The 17682-nt window shown below is 57.1% G+C and carries 23 protein-coding genes; 12 read left to right on the top strand and 11 right to left on the bottom strand.

Going from position 1 to position 17682, the window contains the following annotated elements; genetic code table 11:
• The first annotated feature begins 34 nt into the window (after positions 1 to 34).
• The 5 genes from H8K04_01105 to H8K04_01085 all read left to right on the top strand — a co-directional run bounded on the left by H8K04_01105 (position 35) and on the right by H8K04_01085 (position 2968).
• Positions 35 to 787, top strand: coding sequence for a hypothetical protein (locus H8K04_01105; GenBank protein ID UVT16196.1), 753 nt, complete (start codon positions 35 to 37; stop codon positions 785 to 787).
• 176 nt (positions 788 to 963) lie between these two features.
• Complete coding sequence (locus H8K04_01100; GenBank protein UVT16195.1) at positions 964 to 1434, top strand: redoxin domain-containing protein; 471 nt, start codon at positions 964 to 966, stop codon at positions 1432 to 1434.
• Between the two features lie 106 nt (positions 1435 to 1540).
• Entirely contained in the window at positions 1541 to 1870 is a 330-nt protein-coding gene (locus tag H8K04_01095) for a thioredoxin family protein (protein UVT16194.1), read from the top strand.
• A 91-nt stretch (positions 1871 to 1961) separates the two neighbouring features.
• Positions 1962 to 2444 carry a hypothetical protein gene (locus tag H8K04_01090; GenBank protein UVT16193.1) on the top strand — a complete coding sequence of 161 codons (483 nt, stop codon included), beginning with the start codon at positions 1962 to 1964 and terminating at the stop codon, positions 2442 to 2444.
• Between the two features lie 56 nt (positions 2445 to 2500).
• On the top strand, positions 2501 to 2968 hold the full coding sequence (locus tag H8K04_01085) for a hypothetical protein (protein UVT16192.1): 468 nt from the start codon (positions 2501 to 2503) through the stop codon (positions 2966 to 2968).
• A gap of 51 nt (positions 2969 to 3019) precedes the next feature.
• Here the strand turns inward: H8K04_01085 and H8K04_01080 are convergent, their stop codons facing one another.
• From H8K04_01080 to H8K04_01060, 5 genes are all read right to left on the bottom strand, one after another.
• Positions 3020 to 3196, bottom strand: a complete 177-nt coding sequence (locus H8K04_01080; protein UVT16191.1) for a hypothetical protein — start codon at positions 3194 to 3196, stop codon at positions 3020 to 3022.
• 271 nt (positions 3197 to 3467) lie between these two features.
• The gene (locus H8K04_01075) at positions 3468 to 4223 is read right to left on the bottom strand and encodes a 6-carboxytetrahydropterin synthase (protein UVT16190.1); all 756 of its coding nucleotides are present in this window, start codon (positions 4221 to 4223) and stop codon (positions 3468 to 3470) included.
• A gap of 28 nt (positions 4224 to 4251) precedes the next feature.
• Positions 4252 to 4836 carry a DUF3501 family protein gene (locus H8K04_01070; protein UVT16189.1) on the bottom strand — a complete coding sequence of 195 codons (585 nt, stop codon included), beginning with the start codon at positions 4834 to 4836 and terminating at the stop codon, positions 4252 to 4254.
• Positions 4837 to 4896: 60 nt separating this feature from the next.
• Positions 4897 to 6177: a Fe-S oxidoreductase gene (locus H8K04_01065; GenBank protein UVT16188.1), complete on the bottom strand. Its 1281-nt coding sequence runs from the start codon at positions 6175 to 6177 to the stop codon at positions 4897 to 4899.
• Positions 6178 to 6277: 100 nt separating this feature from the next.
• A complete protein-coding gene (locus H8K04_01060; GenBank protein UVT16187.1) occupies positions 6278 to 6703 on the bottom strand; it encodes a rubrerythrin in 426 nt (141 codons plus the stop codon).
• 235 nt (positions 6704 to 6938) lie between these two features.
• On the opposite strand from H8K04_01060, the gene H8K04_01055 reads away from it, so the two are divergent.
• Both H8K04_01055 and H8K04_01050 read left to right on the top strand, forming a co-directional pair.
• A complete protein-coding gene (locus H8K04_01055; protein UVT16186.1) occupies positions 6939 to 7430 on the top strand; it encodes a hypothetical protein in 492 nt (163 codons plus the stop codon).
• A gap of 195 nt (positions 7431 to 7625) precedes the next feature.
• On the top strand, positions 7626 to 8039 hold the full coding sequence (locus H8K04_01050) for a hypothetical protein (GenBank protein ID UVT16185.1): 414 nt from the start codon (positions 7626 to 7628) through the stop codon (positions 8037 to 8039).
• A 30-nt stretch (positions 8040 to 8069) separates the two neighbouring features.
• Here H8K04_01050 and H8K04_01045 read toward each other — a convergent pair whose 3' ends face one another.
• From H8K04_01045 to H8K04_01020, 6 genes are all read right to left on the bottom strand, one after another.
• On the bottom strand, positions 8070 to 8759 hold the full coding sequence (locus tag H8K04_01045) for a winged helix-turn-helix transcriptional regulator (GenBank protein ID UVT16184.1): 690 nt from the start codon (positions 8757 to 8759) through the stop codon (positions 8070 to 8072).
• A gap of 103 nt (positions 8760 to 8862) precedes the next feature.
• Positions 8863 to 9720 carry a universal stress protein gene (locus H8K04_01040; GenBank protein ID UVT16183.1) on the bottom strand — a complete coding sequence of 286 codons (858 nt, stop codon included), beginning with the start codon at positions 9718 to 9720 and terminating at the stop codon, positions 8863 to 8865.
• Positions 9721 to 9761: 41 nt separating this feature from the next.
• Complete coding sequence (locus H8K04_01035; protein UVT16182.1) at positions 9762 to 11009, bottom strand: 6-phosphofructokinase; 1248 nt, start codon at positions 11007 to 11009, stop codon at positions 9762 to 9764.
• Between the two features lie 180 nt (positions 11010 to 11189).
• Positions 11190 to 12584 (bottom strand): hypothetical protein, encoded by a 1395-nt coding sequence (locus H8K04_01030; GenBank protein UVT16181.1) that lies wholly within the window; start codon positions 12582 to 12584, stop codon positions 11190 to 11192.
• A complete protein-coding gene (locus H8K04_01025; protein UVT17823.1) occupies positions 12568 to 12699 on the bottom strand; it encodes a DUF2934 domain-containing protein in 132 nt (43 codons plus the stop codon). Before H8K04_01025 ends, H8K04_01030 begins: the two co-directional genes overlap by 17 nt.
• 107 nt (positions 12700 to 12806) lie before the next feature.
• Entirely contained in the window at positions 12807 to 13775 is a 969-nt protein-coding gene (locus H8K04_01020) for a universal stress protein (protein ID UVT16180.1), read from the bottom strand.
• 491 nt (positions 13776 to 14266) lie between these two features.
• On the opposite strand from H8K04_01020, the gene H8K04_01015 reads away from it, so the two are divergent.
• Genes H8K04_01015 through H8K04_00995 form a run of 5 tightly spaced genes read left to right on the top strand, consistent with a single transcriptional unit; the run spans position 14267 to position 17672 of the window.
• Positions 14267 to 15130, top strand: a complete 864-nt coding sequence (locus H8K04_01015) for a universal stress protein (protein UVT16179.1) — start codon at positions 14267 to 14269, stop codon at positions 15128 to 15130.
• A 19-nt stretch (positions 15131 to 15149) separates the two neighbouring features.
• Positions 15150 to 15314: a zinc ribbon domain-containing protein gene (locus tag H8K04_01010; GenBank protein UVT16178.1), complete on the top strand. Its 165-nt coding sequence runs from the start codon at positions 15150 to 15152 to the stop codon at positions 15312 to 15314.
• A 4-nt stretch (positions 15315 to 15318) separates the two neighbouring features.
• Positions 15319 to 15702, top strand: a complete 384-nt coding sequence (locus H8K04_01005; protein UVT16177.1) for a cytochrome c — start codon at positions 15319 to 15321, stop codon at positions 15700 to 15702.
• Positions 15703 to 15747: 45 nt separating this feature from the next.
• Positions 15748 to 16341, top strand: coding sequence for an isochorismatase family protein (locus H8K04_01000; protein ID UVT17822.1), 594 nt, complete (start codon positions 15748 to 15750; stop codon positions 16339 to 16341).
• A complete protein-coding gene (locus tag H8K04_00995; GenBank protein UVT16176.1) occupies positions 16338 to 17672 on the top strand; it encodes a nicotinate phosphoribosyltransferase in 1335 nt (444 codons plus the stop codon). Before H8K04_01000 ends, H8K04_00995 begins: the two co-directional genes overlap by 4 nt.
• The last annotated feature ends 10 nt before the right edge of the window (positions 17673 to 17682 follow it).

The following is a 17682-nucleotide window of genomic DNA, read 5'->3' as shown; positions in this document are numbered from 1 at the left end:
TACGCTTTTCGGACGACGAGACGCGGACTTTGATATGAGAATTCGTAAGAAGACGCCTAAGCCTTCCGCCAAACGGCCGCCGTTGTACTTCATCGGCTATCGCGGCACCGCACCAGCGACCGATGAGCTCAAGATGCTGTATGAGCGGGAGTATGGCGTGCCGTTGGCCATCCGCCATGAAGAGGGTTCGGCTGAATCCTGGCAGGCCACCCATGGCCCCTGGTCCGCTCATGTGGTGATGCCGTTGCCGAAGAGCCATGTCGCCGAGGTCATGAAGCAACTATCCTGGGAACACGACCTCATGGGTGCCGTCGCACCCTCCATGGCCTCCCCTCGAGACATGCCCGATACCGTCCTGCTGGCCGCGCGCCTGGCCCGTTGCTTGACTCTCCTGACACAGGGCACCGCCCATGATGTGATCACGCAGGCCTACGTCAATCCCTCGGACTGGCAGCAACGGACCCTCACGAGTTTTGTCCTGGATGATCACTGTTCGATCATCCACGACGACACTTTGCGACCAGACCAGGTATGGTCCTACTCCTTGGGCTTGAGCAAATTCGGGCTGGATGAGATTGAGCTATTCAGGGGTAAGGGACTGTCCGACACTCCCGCCAAGGAGATCTTGTCCGAATCAGCCGGTGAACTGCTGCGGGTGGGCCATTCGCTCAAAGTCGGAACAGCGCTCGACCTTCCTCTGCTTGGTCGTACCATCCATATCAAGAATTACCGGACCGCCGCACCAGCTGGACGGATGCTGGGATTTCGCGAACTTCAAAGCTCATAAATCCTTTGATCGCTCAATACGTTATCGATTCTTTGCCTGCGCGTAGGCCTTTCGGGCCGTTGACATCACTTTAAACCACAGGTTACAAAGTTTAGGGCTACAGATAGTGGGGTCCTTCCAATTCGAGACCTCAGTACACCAACTCACCCATACAGACAGTCTTAAGGAGGTTTGCGATGAGCGACGTGGCACCGGAAATTAAGGCAGGCGATACGGCACCGGACTTCAATCTAAAGGATCAAGACCAGAAGGACGTGAAGTTGAGCGACTACAAAGGTAAGAAGAACGTCGTGCTCTGCTTCTACCCGCTGGATTGGAGTCCCGTCTGCCATGGAGAGAACAAGTGTTTGTCCGATGACTTCCCCAAGTTCCAGTCCGCGAACGCGGAGTTGTTCGGCGTCAGCTGCGACAGCTTCTTCTCCCACAAAGCCTGGGCAGATTCGCTGGACCTGAAGCACCGCCTCCTGTCTGACGTGCATCGGACGACGGCGAAGTCCTATGGTCTCTATTTCGAACCGCTGAACTGCTCCAAGCGCGCGACCGTGATCGTCGATAAGAACGGCAAGGTCGCCTATGTGAAAGTGCAGGAGATCAAAACTGCGCGCGAGGACAAGGAAATCCTTGATGCGCTCTCCAAGTTGAACTAATTCGGTGCTGAGCGTTGGGTGCTGAGTTGGGAGATTCATCTCTTAAGCTCAGCACTTAGCGCTCTGGGTTCGGCACCGCTGGAGCGGTCTTGAGGCCCCTATACTCATGAGCAACGTCCTCGACGTCAGTGACGCCAATTATGCAGAATTCACCCACGCGCCGGCGGCGATTGTCGCATACGGGTTGGCGACCTGTGAGCCATGCAAGCTCTATGATCCAATCCTGGAAGCGGTGGCCGCCAAGTTTCCCGATCTGAAGGTCGGCAAGGCCAAGATGCACGTGCCCGGCCGATGCCGTGAGATCAAAAAAACCCACACATTCGAAACCTATCCCACCACCCATTTCTTCGCTCATGGTAAACTGCTGCTCGCGCGCGAAGGAGTCGTCGAGCAGGCCGAACTTGCCGCACTCGTTTCAGACTATCTGCTCAAGTAGAGCCCATGCGCACTGAGCAGTTGAACCAGAAGAGATCTTGCCACTTCGCCGAAAGCGCTGAATGGTCGGCAAGTTAGGAGGCGAGCGAAGCATGAAGCACACCGTTGCGTATCTGGTCATCGGCGCCATGCTGACGCTCTCGGTCTCAGCCGGAGCCCATACCGATGAGTTTTTTGAATCCGTCGAGGCCCCGCATGGCGGGCAATTGCGCATGACCGGGCCGTTTCATATGGAACTGGTCGCCAAAGATGGGAACCTCACAGTATACGTCACCGACCACGCGGACAATACCATCAGCGTAGACGGAGGTCTGGCCAAAGCAACCATTGAGACGGGATCGACAAGAACACAAGTACATCTCCACCCCGTGGGAAACAACATGCTCAAGGGCTCCGGCACCTTTTCCCTCACGCCGAGTACCGTGGTCATCGTCTTCATGAAACTCCCGAATCAAGACGGGTATGCCGCCCGCTTTATGCCGCTGAAGCCCAAGCCAGACCCAAGCGAAAAAGCTCACGAGGGAACGCCAAAAGGCGACGGCGAGCATCATCACCACCATGCGCCGAAGCATTGACGATCGACATCTGCTTTATCGATAGACGTGGAATTCGCTTTCTGGGAGAACCTACCATGAGACATCTGCTGGGAACCTTCGCTCTGTGCGCAATGCTGCTCGGTTCAGTGCCGGTCGGAGCTCACACGGCGAAACACTCCGACCCCGTGAAGGCCCTCCACGGCGGGCAATCGCTTAGCGCAGGCCCATATCATCTAGAATTGATCGCCGAGGACGGAGAACTGGTGCTGTACGTCACTGATCATTCGGATCAGGCCATCCCCACTGATGGAGCCAAAGCCAAGGCCACCATCCAACAGGGGTTCGAGAAGGCCAAAATCCAGGTGGAATTGGAGCCCTCGGGTGAGAACATGCTGAAGGGGACCGGTGCATTCACAATAAACCCGGATACCGGGATCATCGTCTTCCTCAGGTTACCGGAACAGGAGGCTTATGCAGCCCGCTTTACTCCGCGCGGAACCAAGAGCGGCACCGAACGAACAGACGGTGAGCGCCATTCACAGAAGCATTCGCCGAAACACTGATCGATCCTGGCTCATGAACGCGTTCAGAAGCGGCCTTCCCGTGCTCGTCCCCTACGGCAACAAATTCGCCGACGGCTTGTCCATATAAGTCAACAGCGCGATCAATCCCGCGCCAACCAGCAGCCAGACGAGGCCGCCCTTCCAATTCCTCTGACTGAATGCAAAAACGCTGATCAGAAACAGCAGCGATCCTACAATCCCGATAAACAACGAACCCGTCGCACTCATCGTTCCTCACAAGTTTGAGTCTCTGTGTAGCATGTCCGGATGAACGAACTCCAGAGCAGCGTCAACGACGATCAGCACCAGCTTCGACCTCTCAACGAAGTTAGAGAGGGTTGCCCTTCATTTCTCGCGAGCGCTGGTATGAGCTTGAAGGGACGTGACCGTCCACGATTATCGGAGGCAATGATGAGACACAAGGGCATCCATCTAACTAGATGACGAATGACCGTGTCGAGTGGCCCGAGAGAAGGATTTGCACAGCGTGGCAACTCGGTTATCCACCCGCGTAGTCGAACGAGAGGTCGCGGGTTTGGACGAGGCGGACGTTGCGGAGTGTTCCACCTGAGACACGCCCGGCGAGACGGTCCCAGATCCCCTTGGCGAGAGTTTCCCCCCTCACGGTTTCGGATCCAAGCGCCCGGCGGAGATCCTGCCGATCGAATGATTTGATGACGGTGTCTTGCACCAGCCGGTCCAACGCGCCGATGTCGGTTACCATGCCCGTCACCGGATCGATCGTCCCGCAAACCGTCACGTAGAAGTCCCAGTCCCGTCCTTGATGGCTCTCCTGGATCGCATTGAACGAATACCGCTTGGCGACAGCGGCAACTTCCGGGCCGTCGGCTGCAGTGACTTCGGCATACAGATCTTCATCCTCGCAGAGCCGAAGGGTATGCAGCGTGCCGATATCCCGTTGGGTGGCCAATTTCGACCAGAGCACATGTGCGAAATTCTCTGAGGTCGGGATGCGGTCGGTGAAGTACGGCATGTCGAGGTTCAGGTTCTTGTGATCAAATTCTTCGATGACGGCAAGGAGCACACGCTTGAGATCGAACAGATTGACGACCATGCCGGTCTTCGGATCGATCTCGCCGGAGACGGTGACTTCCAGCAGGTAGTTATGTCCGTGGGCGGGAGCATTGTAGCAGCGCCCGAACGCCGCGCGATTCTTCGCCTCATCCCATTCGGTCCGGAGATAGCGATGCGCGGCGGCGAATTCGATGCGCTTGTTCAATAGAACAGACGGCATAGTGCTCCAGTGAGTCCCGGATGCTGAGTTAGGCGCGTAAATCGGCGAGCCATTCTTCCCTCATGCTGCCCGAGACGGGTACCTCCTGATGGTACCCGCCATGGTTCACTCGAATCGTCACCGGCTGAGTGAGATCCGCAAAGGCCACTCTCATCGAGGCAGTCGGTTGAAACCTGACGAAATGAACCGCGCTGATCTTCGTCTCATGGCTCCGGCCACCTTCGAATTCTCCGAAGGCTTCTTCCCCGCCAGCAGTGATCGCCACTGTCTCTCCGTGATCCAGTCCCATGAATTGATCGAGCTTTTCTTTTATCGTGGCTTCGTCAGTGATTTCGATCAAGAGGGTCGCGCTCAGTTCGTTCGGATGCGGCAGCAAAGCGTTGTATACATCCAGCTCATCTTGCACTTTCAGCGGGTCGACAATGCGCTCGGTTCGGATCATTTCTTGAATCTGAAATTGCAGCGTCTCACGATTCTCGAAGACGACGGTGATCAACGGGCCGATCGAGAGTCGGCGCCGCCGCTTCAATTCGATGATTTTCGCGCGGAAGGCTTCTCGCTGCCGTTCATACTCATCGTGCGGGATGACATCGCCGAATGTGATCGTTTTCACTGTTGATCCCCTAACTAACCCTTCGACAAACGTGAATAACTGTATTTCCACCCAGGCCCCTCACTGTTGTGAGGATAGCCCATACGCGTCACGGACGATCTGAATCGGATGCAGGACGGCTTTTTCTCTCGCATTGGCCGATGCGCCGCCCTGTTCCAACTGTAAACCCGCCAACGGGCAGTCCGACGCGACGAGGTCGGCCGGCGTTTGCTCGATCGCGCGTACGGCCTTGCCGGCGATCTTCATCGACAATGGGAAAAACTCCGTTTTGACGGACCAGGCGCCATCGTGTCCCGAGCACTGTTCGATCAGCTCGACTTGAGCGCCCGCACATTCCATCAGTTCCTTGGACTTAAACCCGATATTTTGATCCCTGAGGTGACAGGGGATCTGATACGCGACACGCCCCGGCTTCTTGGTGAAATCGGTCGCCAAATGGCCGGCCTTTTTCATCGCCATCAAATACTCGCAGACGTCGAAGGTTCGCTCGGCCACCTGTTTGGTCTGCTCATCGCGATGAAGCTCCGGATATTCCCGCTTCAGCATCAAACTGCAACTGGCGGTCGGGACAACTACATCGTACCCCTTCAGGACCCATGGGTACAATGACGCGACATTGCTCCGAGCAGCCACTTGAATGGCCTCGGTATCACCGATGTCGAAACTCGGCATCCCGCAGCAGCGTTGCTCCGGTACCACGACGTGGATGCCGTTTTTTTCCAGCACCTGCACCGTCGCCTTGCCGACATCGGTTGCCTGATAATTCACGAGGCAACTGGAAAACAACGCGACTTTACGGGTGGGGGGATCAGCCGCTGCCGTCTTCGTTCGACGGTCGAACCAGCGGGGAAACGTTTCGCGAGAGAAGGGCAACAGACGGCGGTCTTGATGAATCCCCACGACCTTTTCAAGAACGCGGCGCACCAGTCGGTTGCCCAACAACGCATTCGTGATTGAAGCCGTCACGCTGCCCAGTCGTCCAATAGTATCCGTCATGATCAACAGACGGTCCCGCCACCGGACACCGCGTTCTGCGGCGAGACGCTTCTTCCACGCGACCATCAGATGCGGGAAATCGATTTGGTAGTGATGTGGCGGAGTATAGGGGCAATGGTTGAAACAGAGTTTGCAGTAATAGCACTCGTCGACAACTCGATGATGATCGGCTGGAGTCAGCTTGGCCACATCACCTTCGTACACGTCAATTCGATCCAGCAGGGTGTTGAAGGATGGACAGAGATTGAAGCAACGCCGACACCCATCACAGACCTCGTAGATTCGTAGCGTTTCCTTCTCCAATTGCTTCGGATCGACCGGTGCGATGAGGCTGAGACCTTTCATGCTTCGCTTCTCCAAAAACGTTCAGCGGCCAGCTTTCGCCGACGAATTCACGCCACGTCGCCGAAAACTGACCGCTGAAGGTGAGCACATACGCCGGCTGTTAGCTCTTCAGAGTATCCAATCCCTTCTGAAACCGATTGGCATGGGACCGTTCGGCCTTCGCCAAGGTTTCAAACCATTCGGCCAATTCAGGAAACCCTTCCTCCCGTGCGGTCTTGGACATTCCCGGATACATTTGCGTGTATTCGTACGTTTCGCCCTCGATGGCGGACTTGAGGTTCGCGTCCGTGTTGCCCATCGGCACACCCGTCGCCGGGTCTCCGACCTCTTTCAAGAAATCCAGGTGCCCGAAGGCATGGCCGGTTTCAGCCTCCGAGGTGTCTCGAAAGAGCCCGCCGACGTCCGGATAGCCCTCAATGTCCGCACGCCGGGCAAAATAGAGATACCGGCGGTTGGCCTGTGATTCCCCTGCAAACGCATGTTTGAGATTGTCGTGACTCTTCGTCCCCTTTAAGCTTTTTCCCATGTCGTTCTCCTCCTTATTCGAAGGCCCATCCCTATGCCTGCAAAATTCTAGTCTATGGAAACCGGGCACTAAGATAGCTCAGCCCTTGCCAGAGGTTCAAGGGGCTTCCTCGCTCCCTCAGCTTTCACCACAGCGCCTTTCGAGAATCCCCACCGATTGGGTTAGTGTTCGCATGGATGGGCGTATGTTAGACTCCACCGGTTACCTGATCCAGGGCTCACATTCACGAGGACCCATGACGCATTCCGATCGCTACTTCTTGCCACACACGGCCGGTCTCATCGCCCTGTTCGTCCTCATCTTCTCCGGTTGCGCGCAAGACTCGTATCAGCGGCGAGCAGACGTCATCAAGAATCACGTCGAAGACTTCTACAGTCACCTCAAAGCCAACCGAGTGGGCGCAGCGGTTCACGAGAATGAACAGATCGAAGTCATGGCGGATCAGATGGCGGACACCGTCAGGAAGCGGAGCCAAGTACATGGAACGACACAGGTGGAGCGAGAGTTCGCTCTGATGAAAACGGCTCGAGAAACGGCTGCCCAAAACTGGATTGCCTTAGGGCAATATTTTGCGATCAAGCAGCAACCGGAGAAAGCCCGTGCATCGTATCAGCGTGTGGTCGACACCTACACCGACCCGACAGAACGCTCCTACCGGGAACAGGCCGCTCGGGCATTGAAAGACTTGGAGATCGTGTCAGGCTCCTCTCCGGGCTCAATTCGCTAATCCGGCAGATCAGAGCCCTGATATGAAGGAAGACTGTCTGCCATTCTTTTGCCGACTATGGCTTTACTGACCAAGTGCCTTATCCTCCTGCTGCCCGTCTGTCTGACATGTGCGGGATGCGTTCACCGAATTCATGTGGCACCTCTACAGGCCACCTCTTCGTCCACCACCATCCCTCGAAGCCTTCAGGCTCTCGTGAAACCGATTTCAACGGAGGGCGCAGATCATAGACCAGGCATTACGATGCTGGAATGGCCGAATCGCGATGTCAGGCAGGCGATTTTTGGATTTCTTCAGCAACGAGCCACGTTCACGTCGGTCTCTTCCGACCCTGCCGACCTCACGCTTCTCATCGCCACGAAACTGTCCCTGTCGTCCCGGCAAGGTCTCTATCATTATCGGATTTCATTACAAGCCGAGATGAGCAAGGCCGCCAAGCCCATGAAATCGTATCTCGTCGAACAGACTGCGGTGGGATCATCGGTACGGTGGGTGACCGCTTCCGACCGTGCCCCCATCGCTGCCGCTTTACAGTTAGCCTTAGAGGATTTGATGGGGAAACTTGAGGCGGACCGATTACTCTACATCGATCCAACAGACCGGCCGTAACAGTTCCTGTGACCTGCCGTCAGTCCACGCTCATATCTGAGCAGCTTGGTTGACCCTCGCATCATTGTGAGAGTCGGCGCCATTGTTTGAAGTTTCTGCCGCTGACGATTCCACGTACTCGGGACAATCGAGGCGGAACGCCTGATCTCCAAACGCAACGTTGTAGAAGTCACAGTGATGAGGTTGGGCCGATTCCGCATAGAGATGCGGGCGAAAGTGTTCGCAAGAAACGCACATACGCGCGACCGGGATTTCTCCCTGCAGTTGGAGCGCGCGAATCAGTTTCACGAGCGTGGTGAGAAGAGCGACCTGCTCTTGCGGCGACAGATTCCCGGCGGCAGACGCAAGAATCTCTGGCCATCGGTTTTCCACGTGACCTGCTTTTGCCCCGAGCGCAGTCAAGTGAACGGTCACGATACGGTTGTCGATTTCCCGGCGACGCCGACGAACCAACCGCTTGTGTTCAAGCGTTCGAATGACTTCTGAAGCGGTGGGCAGCTTGACGGAGAGTTCTCGGGCAATCGTCGAGACGGTCGCCGAATGATTCGGTCGAGATCGGAGAAACGTCAGCACTTGAATTTGCAACGGGCCAATACCCTGCCGTCCCTTCCGTCTCCAGGTTCGGCTCTTCATCGCCAAACCGATTTTCGAAAGCCCAGTCACCAAACGATCAGGGAGTGAGTCTTGATCGATCTTTATCAATGCCGTCATGGCTGCCATACTTCCCCCTCTCCCTGCTGTCGGTAGGAGTCAGTCTATTGCGCTTTCCTCTTTCCCGTCAAGTCTGTTTCGTCGGACGTTCCTGCATCTCCTACATCCGGTGTCAGCGGACCACAAGCACCCCACAGTGGGCATGTTGAACCACACGAGTGGATACGCTGCCGAGCACCACGCGGCGAATTGCGCCCAACCCCTTGGCTCCGGTGACAATGAGGTCGGCCTTGTTCTTGGTGGCCACTGTCAGAATCTCGTCCGCCGGCTTCCCAAGTCTCAAGACTTCGTGTATCTGGAAGCCTGTTTTCGCGAGCTTATCTCCACAGCGCCGCACCAGAGCTTTCCCGGCCTCTTTTACTTCTGGATACCTCAAATAGGCTATCGCGTGCACAACAGTCACCAGAACCGGTTCCCGATCCGGGCCATCGGGCATCGGATTGACATGGCGCATCAGAAACTTGGCCGCCTTATCCGACGCTGCCGACCCATCGATCGCCAGGACCACATGTCGGACGGGCCGAGGGGTCTCTTTCACCACCAGTACAGAACATGGCGCATGGTGGATGGCGTGATTCGAGATACTGCCCAGCATGAAGCGATCGAGGGCATCCAAACCCCGTGACCCGATCGACAACAGTCCTACACTGCGCCGTGCATGCTTGAGGATCGTCTCCGCCACGCCGCCTCTATCCACCGTAACAGTTCCCTCTAGACCGAGGGTGGATAACAACTCCTCCGATTCCTTCTTGGTGGACTTGGCTGCTGTCTCGATCCGTTTCACTTCCGACTGAAGATATCGTTCGGTACCGACGATTATCGGTTGAATCATAAAGGGAGCTCGAAGGCTCGCCACATCGACGACATGCAGCGCATGCACCACGGGCTGAACGAGGAACGGTATCTCTGCCACCCATTTGATCGCCCATGTGCCGAACTTCGATCCATCAGTTGCCGCGAGAACCTTCATGTTTTCATATCCTTTTGTTCGACGAGACCTGTCCCGCTCGCTCAGAGGACTGCGGCGAACCGTTCTCGAAACGCCTGTGCCGAGAGGCCGGACAAGTCGCTATAGCGCCCCAATGTATCTGGATTGCTCAAGTCGTCCTGTGTAAGCCGAATCATGTATTGCCGGGCGATTTGATAGGACTGCGAATCGACATCCACCATCCTGACTCTGGTCCGTCCTGTCACGGAGTCGACCATTTGCCTGAACGGAATCGGAACGAACCGTCCATTCTGGATCGATACCATCGCCGACGTCCCGCCATCGAGCAGATATTGAGCGGCACAATACCCGAGATCACGCGTGTATTCGATGTCGTAGGGAATCGGATCCGCACAACGGAGTTCATAGCCCACGTTCTTTGCCACGACAGCAAAAGAAAGTCCCAGCGCATGGAGCTGTTTCGTCAGTTCACGCCGCAAGACACTGCCGACATCCACTTCGTTCAAACGCAAATGGCCATGCTCGTCTCGTTCGACATACTCCAACCCTCCAAGATCACGAGGATCGAGAATTTCAATCAGTCCCTCGGCCAGCACCACCACCCCGTCGGCCTGACCGTGTTCCAGCCGCTTAATCATCGTCCCGATCAAGAGATCGACGACTCGTTGGAGTCTCACCGGCCTCTCTCGAAACTCTTCAGGAATAATCGTGAGCGTGGCACCGGCTGCCTTTCCGATCCCTAATGCAAGATGCCCGGCCTTGCGCCCCATAGTCACCACCAGGTACCAGTGTGTCGTGGTGCGGGCATCCACCATCAAGTTCTTCACGATTTCGACGCCGACGTGACGGGCCGTCTGAAACCCGAATGTTGGAATCCCATGGGGAAGATCCAGATCGTTGTCGATCGTCTTGGGGACGTGGATGACTTGAAGTTGACCGCCGGATCGCTCCTCCAACTTCATGGCCGAAAACGCAGTATCGTCCCCGCCGATCGTCATCAAACGCGTGATGCCCAGGCGCTTCAGCGAGAACAACACGTTGTCGAGATGCTCCGCAGTTTTCGTCGGGTTCGCACGGGACGTACCCAGAAAAGACCCGCCTCGAAAATGGATCCGGCTGACATCCTCAATCGAGAGCGGCCGTACTTGTCCCGTGCTTCCTTCCATGAGCCATTTGAATCCATCGATCAGCCCGAGCACATCCGAGCCTCCTAGAGTGCTGCAGATCGTTGCCGCGCTGATCACACTATTGATCCCGGGAGCCGGCCCTCCACCGATCAGAATGCCGACGGTCGGACGCTGCTCTGTCATCTGCTTCTCCATAGAGTACTTCCCATCGCCCCCCTACTTCTTGATGACCTGCGGCATGGTTGTATACTCCATCCCCTTGTGATGGCAAGCGGGCCGACCCAGGGGGAGCGCGCGACACATTGATGAACCATCACGCAGGCTTGGCGTCATGGATACCGCCCTTCGCGTAGCGAAGGCGGATCATTCAGGCTTGTCTTCCAATCCGACATGCGCGCGAAGAGCATTGTAGTTGAACGCCGGCTTGCCCAATCGCCACAGGCCCGGATCGTGCTGAGCCATTTCATCGATCAACGCAGCGACCACGCCACGCATAGTAGGGATTGCAGCCGCATGTCGTGGCGTCTGCCCGCCGAGCGCGAGATGAGGCTGATCGGACCATTCAAGGTAGGCTTTCTCAAGAAACTGGCCGAGCAGCGCACCGTCTTCCTCCTGCGTCATAACCAACATGGGCGGTTCACCGGATGAGAGCTCAGCGGCCGAGAGCTGCCGAACGGGCGGCACCAGCGTCTCACCTCGGAAATGCAGTGAAAATCCAAATGAGGCCGCCAGTCGATGCTTGATCCGGTCAAGTCGTTCCGGACTGTCGCATTCCACGATGAGCTGCGAAGAGGTCAGCGTCAGTTTCGCCACAATAAACGCGGGAACCCCAGTCGTGTCCCGCTGAACCCACGTTCGTGTCAATGGAACGGCTCTCCCGATGCCCGCCTGCGATTCAACCGGAATCAATGGATTTTCCGATTCAAACTCGCTCATGGAGGACAACGTTTCAGCGAACAATCGATGTGCATGATGGTCGTAGAGCGCGATGGCATACAGATACGGTCGGCCGCCAGAATCGCGATAGCCGATGTGGGCGACCGCGTCCACCACGGCATCCAGGCGCCGCTGTGCGAACGCCCAGAGCATCATATAGCCGTAACGCTTGGCAAACTCCTTCCACTCCCCCAGCGCAAAGGATCCGGTGGTTATCTCCATTTCTCGACGCCATTCGGACGTCGTATCGAACAACGCGTCAGCATCCGCCTGTGACAGAGCGATTCCGCCTCCGGCCCAGACTGCCTTGTCGGGTTCCTGCGTGTTCGGATCATGAATAACCCGGGTGAGCAACGGACGGTCCAGCGCAAACTCCTTGACGAATCCCTCTCCGGGCAGCACCACTCTCGTTCCATCGGCGAGCGATCGCAGCACGAGATCTTCGCCAGGCGTCGGCGTAGAGGTCAGTTTCAGCACGTCGAGATGCGAATGTTTCAGCGGATCGAGCCACTGCCGTTCCTCATGGGGAATATGCTCGGTGATGACGTCCCGCAGCTGTTCGATAAGTGTCAGCTGCCCGTCTTCCGGATAGAAGTCGCAGAACAGGTAGAGACTCGCCAGTTCTGTTTCCTGCTCAAGTAGCGGAACAAGCCTGCCTGCTCCCTCTTGCAGATAGGGCTTCAGCGCCCGCGCGAACGCCAGTTCCCGCTGCAATCTAAATTCCGGCTCGAGAGAGCGTGCTTCCAAACGCGCGAGGACTGCATCGAGAGACGGAGGCCGCGGGCTCCAGAACCCGGCCGGCTGCTCATTCACGCGCTTCATGGATTTCTGTCATGACGATTTCCTCCGCATCGAGCCAATCTCGGAGAGCGCCCCCGTCATGACGGCCCCGCTCCTCCCAGATCTCATAGGCTTTGCGCGAGATCCGTTCCCACATTCCATCCGGCAATTCGACGGGCTTCACGGCCTTCTCCATGACAGAGGGGGATCGTTTATTCCCTTTGCTGGTTTTCTTCGTTGCCTTTCGCATAACTCGCTCCTCAATTAAACGTCGGTCGGTGACTCCCTGGAAAGGACACGGCGATGGCCCGGCCGAAACTTCGGGCTCCTGACCGTCAGAACAGGGCAAGAGGATCTCCGAAGAACGGACTCCGTGACACTGCCGAATAACGTACGAGACAACCCACGGCGTCCATGAGTCCCCATGACAATTACATCAATGCCCTGGGCCGTCGCCGCATCAAGAATTGAATCAGCCGGTAGTCCACCCACGATGAGGAAGTCGGACGCGAGGCCGGCGGAAGTGAGCGCGGATACGACGTCCGATAACCGCTTCGTGAGCACGGTCTTGATTGATTCCCGTGTTTCCACATGAGAAAGGGTGAAATCCAGTCCGTATGAAACCGGCTCCAGCACGTGAAGAATTTTCACGGAGGCGTTCAGTCGTTTGGCAACCATGGCTCCATATTCCAGCGCGTCGAGTGAGCAGTCTGAAAAGTCGATCGGCACGAGAAGCCGATGGAGAGCCGCATGATCGCGTCGGCTCTGGTCAGCCGGCTCCTCCCCAGTTCCTTCGGCGCGCACAGCCAGCACCGGGCAGGGGGCCGCCCGGATGATCCGCTCCGCCGTACTACCCAGCAGGACATGTGCCAGGCCGGTCTTCCCTCTCGTCCCCACGACAATCAGATCCGGATCCTCGGCGCTTGCCGCTGCGAGCACTCCTTCACTCGGGATGCCCGTCGCAATTTTTGGTTGAACCGAAATCCCGCGATCGGCAGTCCGTGCTTTCAACTTGGCCAATTCGTGCGTGGCCCGTTTCGTCATCTCACCCAAATACAGCCGATTGACGGGACTCTCAGGGTCGAGCCCAGGAGGAAATTCCAACACGTGCATGACGGTCAGGGCAGCCGGCCATGATTGGGCCAGAGCGAACGCATAGGCCTCCGCTTCTACCGCTCCCCGAGACCCATCAGTGGCCAAGAGAATTCTGGGCTTTGCTTCAGCGAGGCTCACACCGCCTCCACGCTTAGCAAGAATAGTTCTCCATTCATCGTCAGTATCACGTCCTCTGAAGGAGCAAGGGTGATGCCAGCCTCGATATGGTGAGACGGATGCTGATGGTTTAAGAACCAGCAAATCTGTCATCCTCATTCCTGCCGTCAGCAAAACGTTCCGTCTTCTGAGAAGAGGATCTCTGCTACAACGGTTGTTCGCCCGCTGTAGCAGAAGGCGCCATTCCCTGTGAAGCCCGTCCTCGTTCACTGTGCGCGGCCCGGCACTTCGGGATGTTATGGAGCGGCATTGGACTTGCTGAAGGTCATCTTCAGGAGGAGAGCGATGACCCGCGCGCAACGCCTTTTGCTTGGAGCCGTGGGGTTGGCTATCGCGATCACGATCTATTTCGTGTTTTTCTGTCCCTCGGAGTGCCGGTGAGCTCAAACCCAAAAGAAGAGAATGACGACTGCCGAAACAGGTCAGGAAGCCTCCGGACTGAAGGTGACGCCATGAAAATTTTGCTCACTGTCGACGGTTCCGACCATTCGTATGAAGCGGTCCGGTCCCTCAACTACCTGGCGCGCGCCGAGGAACTGCACATTGTGCACGTACTCGATGTTCCCAGTCCGGCCTATCCCATGATGATGCCGGAGGTGGCGCAAGAACTCTATGAGACGGTCGAGCGAAATATGCGCGATGACGGGACTCGTTTACTGGATCGCATTGTGTCATTGCTCCCATTGGATGTTGGACCAGTCGCGAAGCATCTGGTCGTCGGATCTCCGGCGGATCAGATCGTCACACTAGCGGATCAGCTGAAGGTGGATCTGATTCTTTTAGGCACCAGGGGTCTTGGACCGATCAAGGAACGGCTCATTGGAAGCGTCTCCCATCGAGTACTGACCTTTGGACCGGGTGCGAAACTGATTCTTCACGGTCCCTTGAAGGCGCTTCATCGAATACTGCTTCCCCTACAAGGAACCTATGACGCAGACCATGCCCTAGCCTTCCTTCAACAGAAACCCTTTCGCGACCCGCCCACGATTACGCTGTTCACCGTTCTTCCCCATACCAGGCCTCCCTGGCCGGTGGATGCCGTCTCAGCTGAGCACATGGAAACCCATTCCCTCCGCAAGGCAACCGACTTTCTCGACGAGACAGCGGCCAGGCTCGGAGCGTCAGGCTACCCGACCCACGTGTCTGCCGCATTGGGCACACCCGTTGATGGAATTCTTCAGGAAGCCAGGGCCTTGAATCCAGACCTTATCCTCACGGGTTCCCGAGCGCGCCGCGGCCTCACCCGTATGGTGCTCGGCAGCGTGTCACACGCCCTGTTGCACCAGGGGACCTATCCGCTCATGATTTTCGGCTGATTGTCGAAAGGGGCGCCCCATGCCGATGTACGACTACAAGTGTCTCGATTGTGGGAAAGAATCACTGATCGTCGTGACGTTGAAAGAGCATGAGCGAGGCGAGGTGACATGCCTGGCGTGCGGGAGCAAGAAGCTGCAACAACTTTTCAGCCCGTTCATCGCGCACACCACAAAGAAAAGTTAGCACCATGCTCACACCGACGCGGCGGTTCATGCGGTATCGATTGCTCGCGGCAGCGCTCCTCGGATTCTGCATGGTGAGCGGGCCGGCACTCTCTCCTGTGGAGGCCCAAGACTATCCTCCAGACATCGCGCGCGGAAAAGCAGTGTACGAACGTCACTGTCAGAACTGTCATGGCCCGGCCGGTCGAGGCGACGGTCCTGACGCCGCCCCCTTGAAAGTGCCACCGGCCGATTTTCAGCGATTCCGGTCGTTTCTGAAATCCGATGAAGAATTACTGCGAACCATCGAGCATGGCGTTGTCTTCAGTCCGATGCATTCGTGGCGCGGCCAGCTCACCGACGGAGAAATGCAGGACGTCGTCGCGCACATTCGCCTTCTGTCGCAGTAGGCGCTATGACCGGTTTATCGATTCATGAGATCCCCCAAATTCGCGATGATTCCTACGACCATCTCCCTCACGCCCTCTGATGCGTTGCTCCTTGCGGATATCCAGAATGATTTTCTTCCACGAGGGGCGCTCGGCATCAGCGACGGTGATGAAATTATTCCGATCCTGGAGCATTATGTCTGCCGATTTGCCGCTCGCGGGCTTTCGATTTTCCTGACGCGCGACTGGCATCCGCCGGACCATTGCTCTTTCGTGTCCCAAGGAGGCCCGTGGCCGACGCATTGTGTGGCAGGTTCCCCCGGCGCGTTACCACCGTCGTCGTTTGTGACACCGTCATCGGCGGTCATCATTTACAAAGCCATCGACCGAGATCAAGAAGCCTATTCAGCCTTCCACAACACCAGTTTGGATCGTCATCTCCGAGCCCTCCACGTGCAGCGCCTCTTCATCGGCGGATTGGCGACCGACTATTGTGTCTTGCACTCGGTGAAGAATGCTCGGACACTGGGCTATGACGTTTGCTTGCTGATGGACGCGATCAAGGCGGTCAACCTCCAGCCTGACGACGGTCATCTCGCAGAGGAGGTGATGATCAGCCTGGGAGCTGTGCCCGTTCGATGGGAGATGCTTGCAGCATGAATCCTTCGACCAGCGCCCTGCTGACCGATCTGTATGAGCTCACGATGGCTCAAGCGTACCTGGAACAGGGGATGGACAAGCCGGCTGTATTCGAGTTCTTTGTCCGCAAATTGCCTCTCCACCGGAACTTCTTAATGACTGCCGGTCTCGAACAGGTGCTGGACTATCTCTCGGAGTTGCACTTTTCCCAGGAAGAACTGGCCTGGCTGGATCAATCAGGGCAGTTCAGTTCGCGGCTCCTTCACTACCTGGAAACCCTGCGATTTACCGGGGATGTGGAAGCCATGCCCGAAGGAACTCTGTTCTTTCCTCCTGAGCCCATCCTCAGAATCGTCGCATCGCTTCCGCTGGCACAGCTCGTCGAAAGCCGTGTCATAAACCTGCTGAACTTTCAGACCATGGTGGCCTCCAAGGCGGCACGTTTGGTGCTGGTGGCAGAAGGAAAACCGCTCATCGATTTTGGGCTGCGCCGCGCGCATGGCGCCGAAGCCGGTCTCCTGGCCGCGCGAGCCAGCTACTTGGCCGGCTTCGCCGGAACCGCGACCGTGTTGGCCGGCATGGCGTATGGCATTCCTCTTTATGGCACGATGGCCCATTCGTTTGTGCAGGCTCATGAGGATGAAGCCGTCGCCTTCGAGCATCTTGCCCAGGCACAACCGGAGAACGTCGTCCTCTTGATCGATACCTACAATACCGAAGCTGCCGCGCGCAAAGTCGTCTCGTTGGCTCCAACGCTCAAACGCAAGGGAATTGCGATGAAGGGCGTCCGGCTTGACAGCGGAGATCTCGCCGACCATGCCAAAAAAGTCCGACGCATCTTGGATGAAGGTGGTTTGGCTCATGTACAGATCCTCGCCAGCGGCAGCCTCGATGAATACCGCTTGGGAGATCTGGTCCAAACCGGTGCGCCGATCGACAGCTTCGCCGTCGGCACGGCCCTGACGACCTCCTCTGACGCGCCTTCGCTGGACTGCGCCTACAAGCTTCAAGAATATGCGGGCCGTCCCTGTCGCAAACGATCAGAAGGCAAGGCCACCTGGCCAGGCCGCAAACAAGTCTACCGGTACTATACGGGCGACGGGCGTTTGGCCCACGACATCCTCACGACGCACCACGATCAACCACCCGGCGAACCGCTGCTCAGACCGGTTATGCAGCAGGGCCGCCCTCTCGCCTCATCACCGGGCTTGGCCGAAGTGCGACGCCATGTGGCTGCGCAGCTGGGACAACTTCCCGAAACGCTGCGAGCCCTTGATGTGGCCCCGGCCCATGACGTTCGGATTTCTCCGGCGTTGCAGACCCTGGCCCAGACGGTTGACCGCACTATTTAACACCGAAGGA

The sequence above is a fragment of the Nitrospira sp. genome (assembly GCA_024760525.1).
Taxonomy (GTDB): domain Bacteria; phylum Nitrospirota; class Nitrospiria; order Nitrospirales; family Nitrospiraceae; genus Nitrospira_D.
Note: the sequence above shows the minus strand (reverse complement) of the source record. Positions and strands in the feature narration are given on the sequence as shown.

What these genes read in the sequence shown, in the direction of transcription:
- H8K04_01105 (UVT16196.1), top strand. Translation starts at nt 35, where the DNA reads ATGAGAATTCGTAAGAAGACGCCTAAGCCTTCCGCCAAACGGCCGCCG.
- H8K04_01100 (UVT16195.1), top strand. Translation starts at nt 964, where the DNA reads ATGAGCGACGTGGCACCGGAAATTAAGGCAGGCGATACGGCACCGGAC.
- H8K04_01095 (UVT16194.1), top strand. Translation starts at nt 1,541, where the DNA reads ATGAGCAACGTCCTCGACGTCAGTGACGCCAATTATGCAGAATTCACC.
- H8K04_01090 (UVT16193.1), top strand. Translation starts at nt 1,962, where the DNA reads ATGAAGCACACCGTTGCGTATCTGGTCATCGGCGCCATGCTGACGCTC.
- H8K04_01085 (UVT16192.1), top strand. Translation starts at nt 2,501, where the DNA reads ATGAGACATCTGCTGGGAACCTTCGCTCTGTGCGCAATGCTGCTCGGT.
- H8K04_01080 (UVT16191.1), bottom strand. Translation starts at nt 3,196, where the DNA reads ATGAGTGCGACGGGTTCGTTGTTTATCGGGATTGTAGGATCGCTGCTG.
- H8K04_01075 (UVT16190.1), bottom strand. Translation starts at nt 4,223, where the DNA reads ATGCCGTCTGTTCTATTGAACAAGCGCATCGAATTCGCCGCCGCGCAT.
- H8K04_01065 (UVT16188.1), bottom strand. Translation starts at nt 6,177, where the DNA reads ATGAAAGGTCTCAGCCTCATCGCACCGGTCGATCCGAAGCAATTGGAG.
- H8K04_01060 (UVT16187.1), bottom strand. Translation starts at nt 6,703, where the DNA reads ATGGGAAAAAGCTTAAAGGGGACGAAGAGTCACGACAATCTCAAACAT.
- H8K04_01055 (UVT16186.1), top strand. Translation starts at nt 6,939, where the DNA reads ATGACGCATTCCGATCGCTACTTCTTGCCACACACGGCCGGTCTCATC.
- H8K04_01045 (UVT16184.1), bottom strand. Translation starts at nt 8,759, where the DNA reads ATGGCAGCCATGACGGCATTGATAAAGATCGATCAAGACTCACTCCCT.
- H8K04_01040 (UVT16183.1), bottom strand. Translation starts at nt 9,720, where the DNA reads ATGAAGGTTCTCGCGGCAACTGATGGATCGAAGTTCGGCACATGGGCG.
- H8K04_01035 (UVT16182.1), bottom strand. Translation starts at nt 11,009, where the DNA reads ATGACAGAGCAGCGTCCGACCGTCGGCATTCTGATCGGTGGAGGGCCG.
- H8K04_01030 (UVT16181.1), bottom strand. Translation starts at nt 12,584, where the DNA reads ATGAAGCGCGTGAATGAGCAGCCGGCCGGGTTCTGGAGCCCGCGGCCT.
- H8K04_01025 (UVT17823.1), bottom strand. Translation starts at nt 12,699, where the DNA reads ATGTGGGAACGGATCTCGCGCAAAGCCTATGAGATCTGGGAGGAGCGG.
- H8K04_01015 (UVT16179.1), top strand. Translation starts at nt 14,267, where the DNA reads ATGAAAATTTTGCTCACTGTCGACGGTTCCGACCATTCGTATGAAGCG.
- H8K04_01010 (UVT16178.1), top strand. Translation starts at nt 15,150, where the DNA reads ATGCCGATGTACGACTACAAGTGTCTCGATTGTGGGAAAGAATCACTG.
- H8K04_01005 (UVT16177.1), top strand. Translation starts at nt 15,319, where the DNA reads ATGCTCACACCGACGCGGCGGTTCATGCGGTATCGATTGCTCGCGGCA.
- H8K04_01000 (UVT17822.1), top strand. Translation starts at nt 15,748, where the DNA reads ATGATTCCTACGACCATCTCCCTCACGCCCTCTGATGCGTTGCTCCTT.
- H8K04_00995 (UVT16176.1), top strand. Translation starts at nt 16,338, where the DNA reads ATGAATCCTTCGACCAGCGCCCTGCTGACCGATCTGTATGAGCTCACG.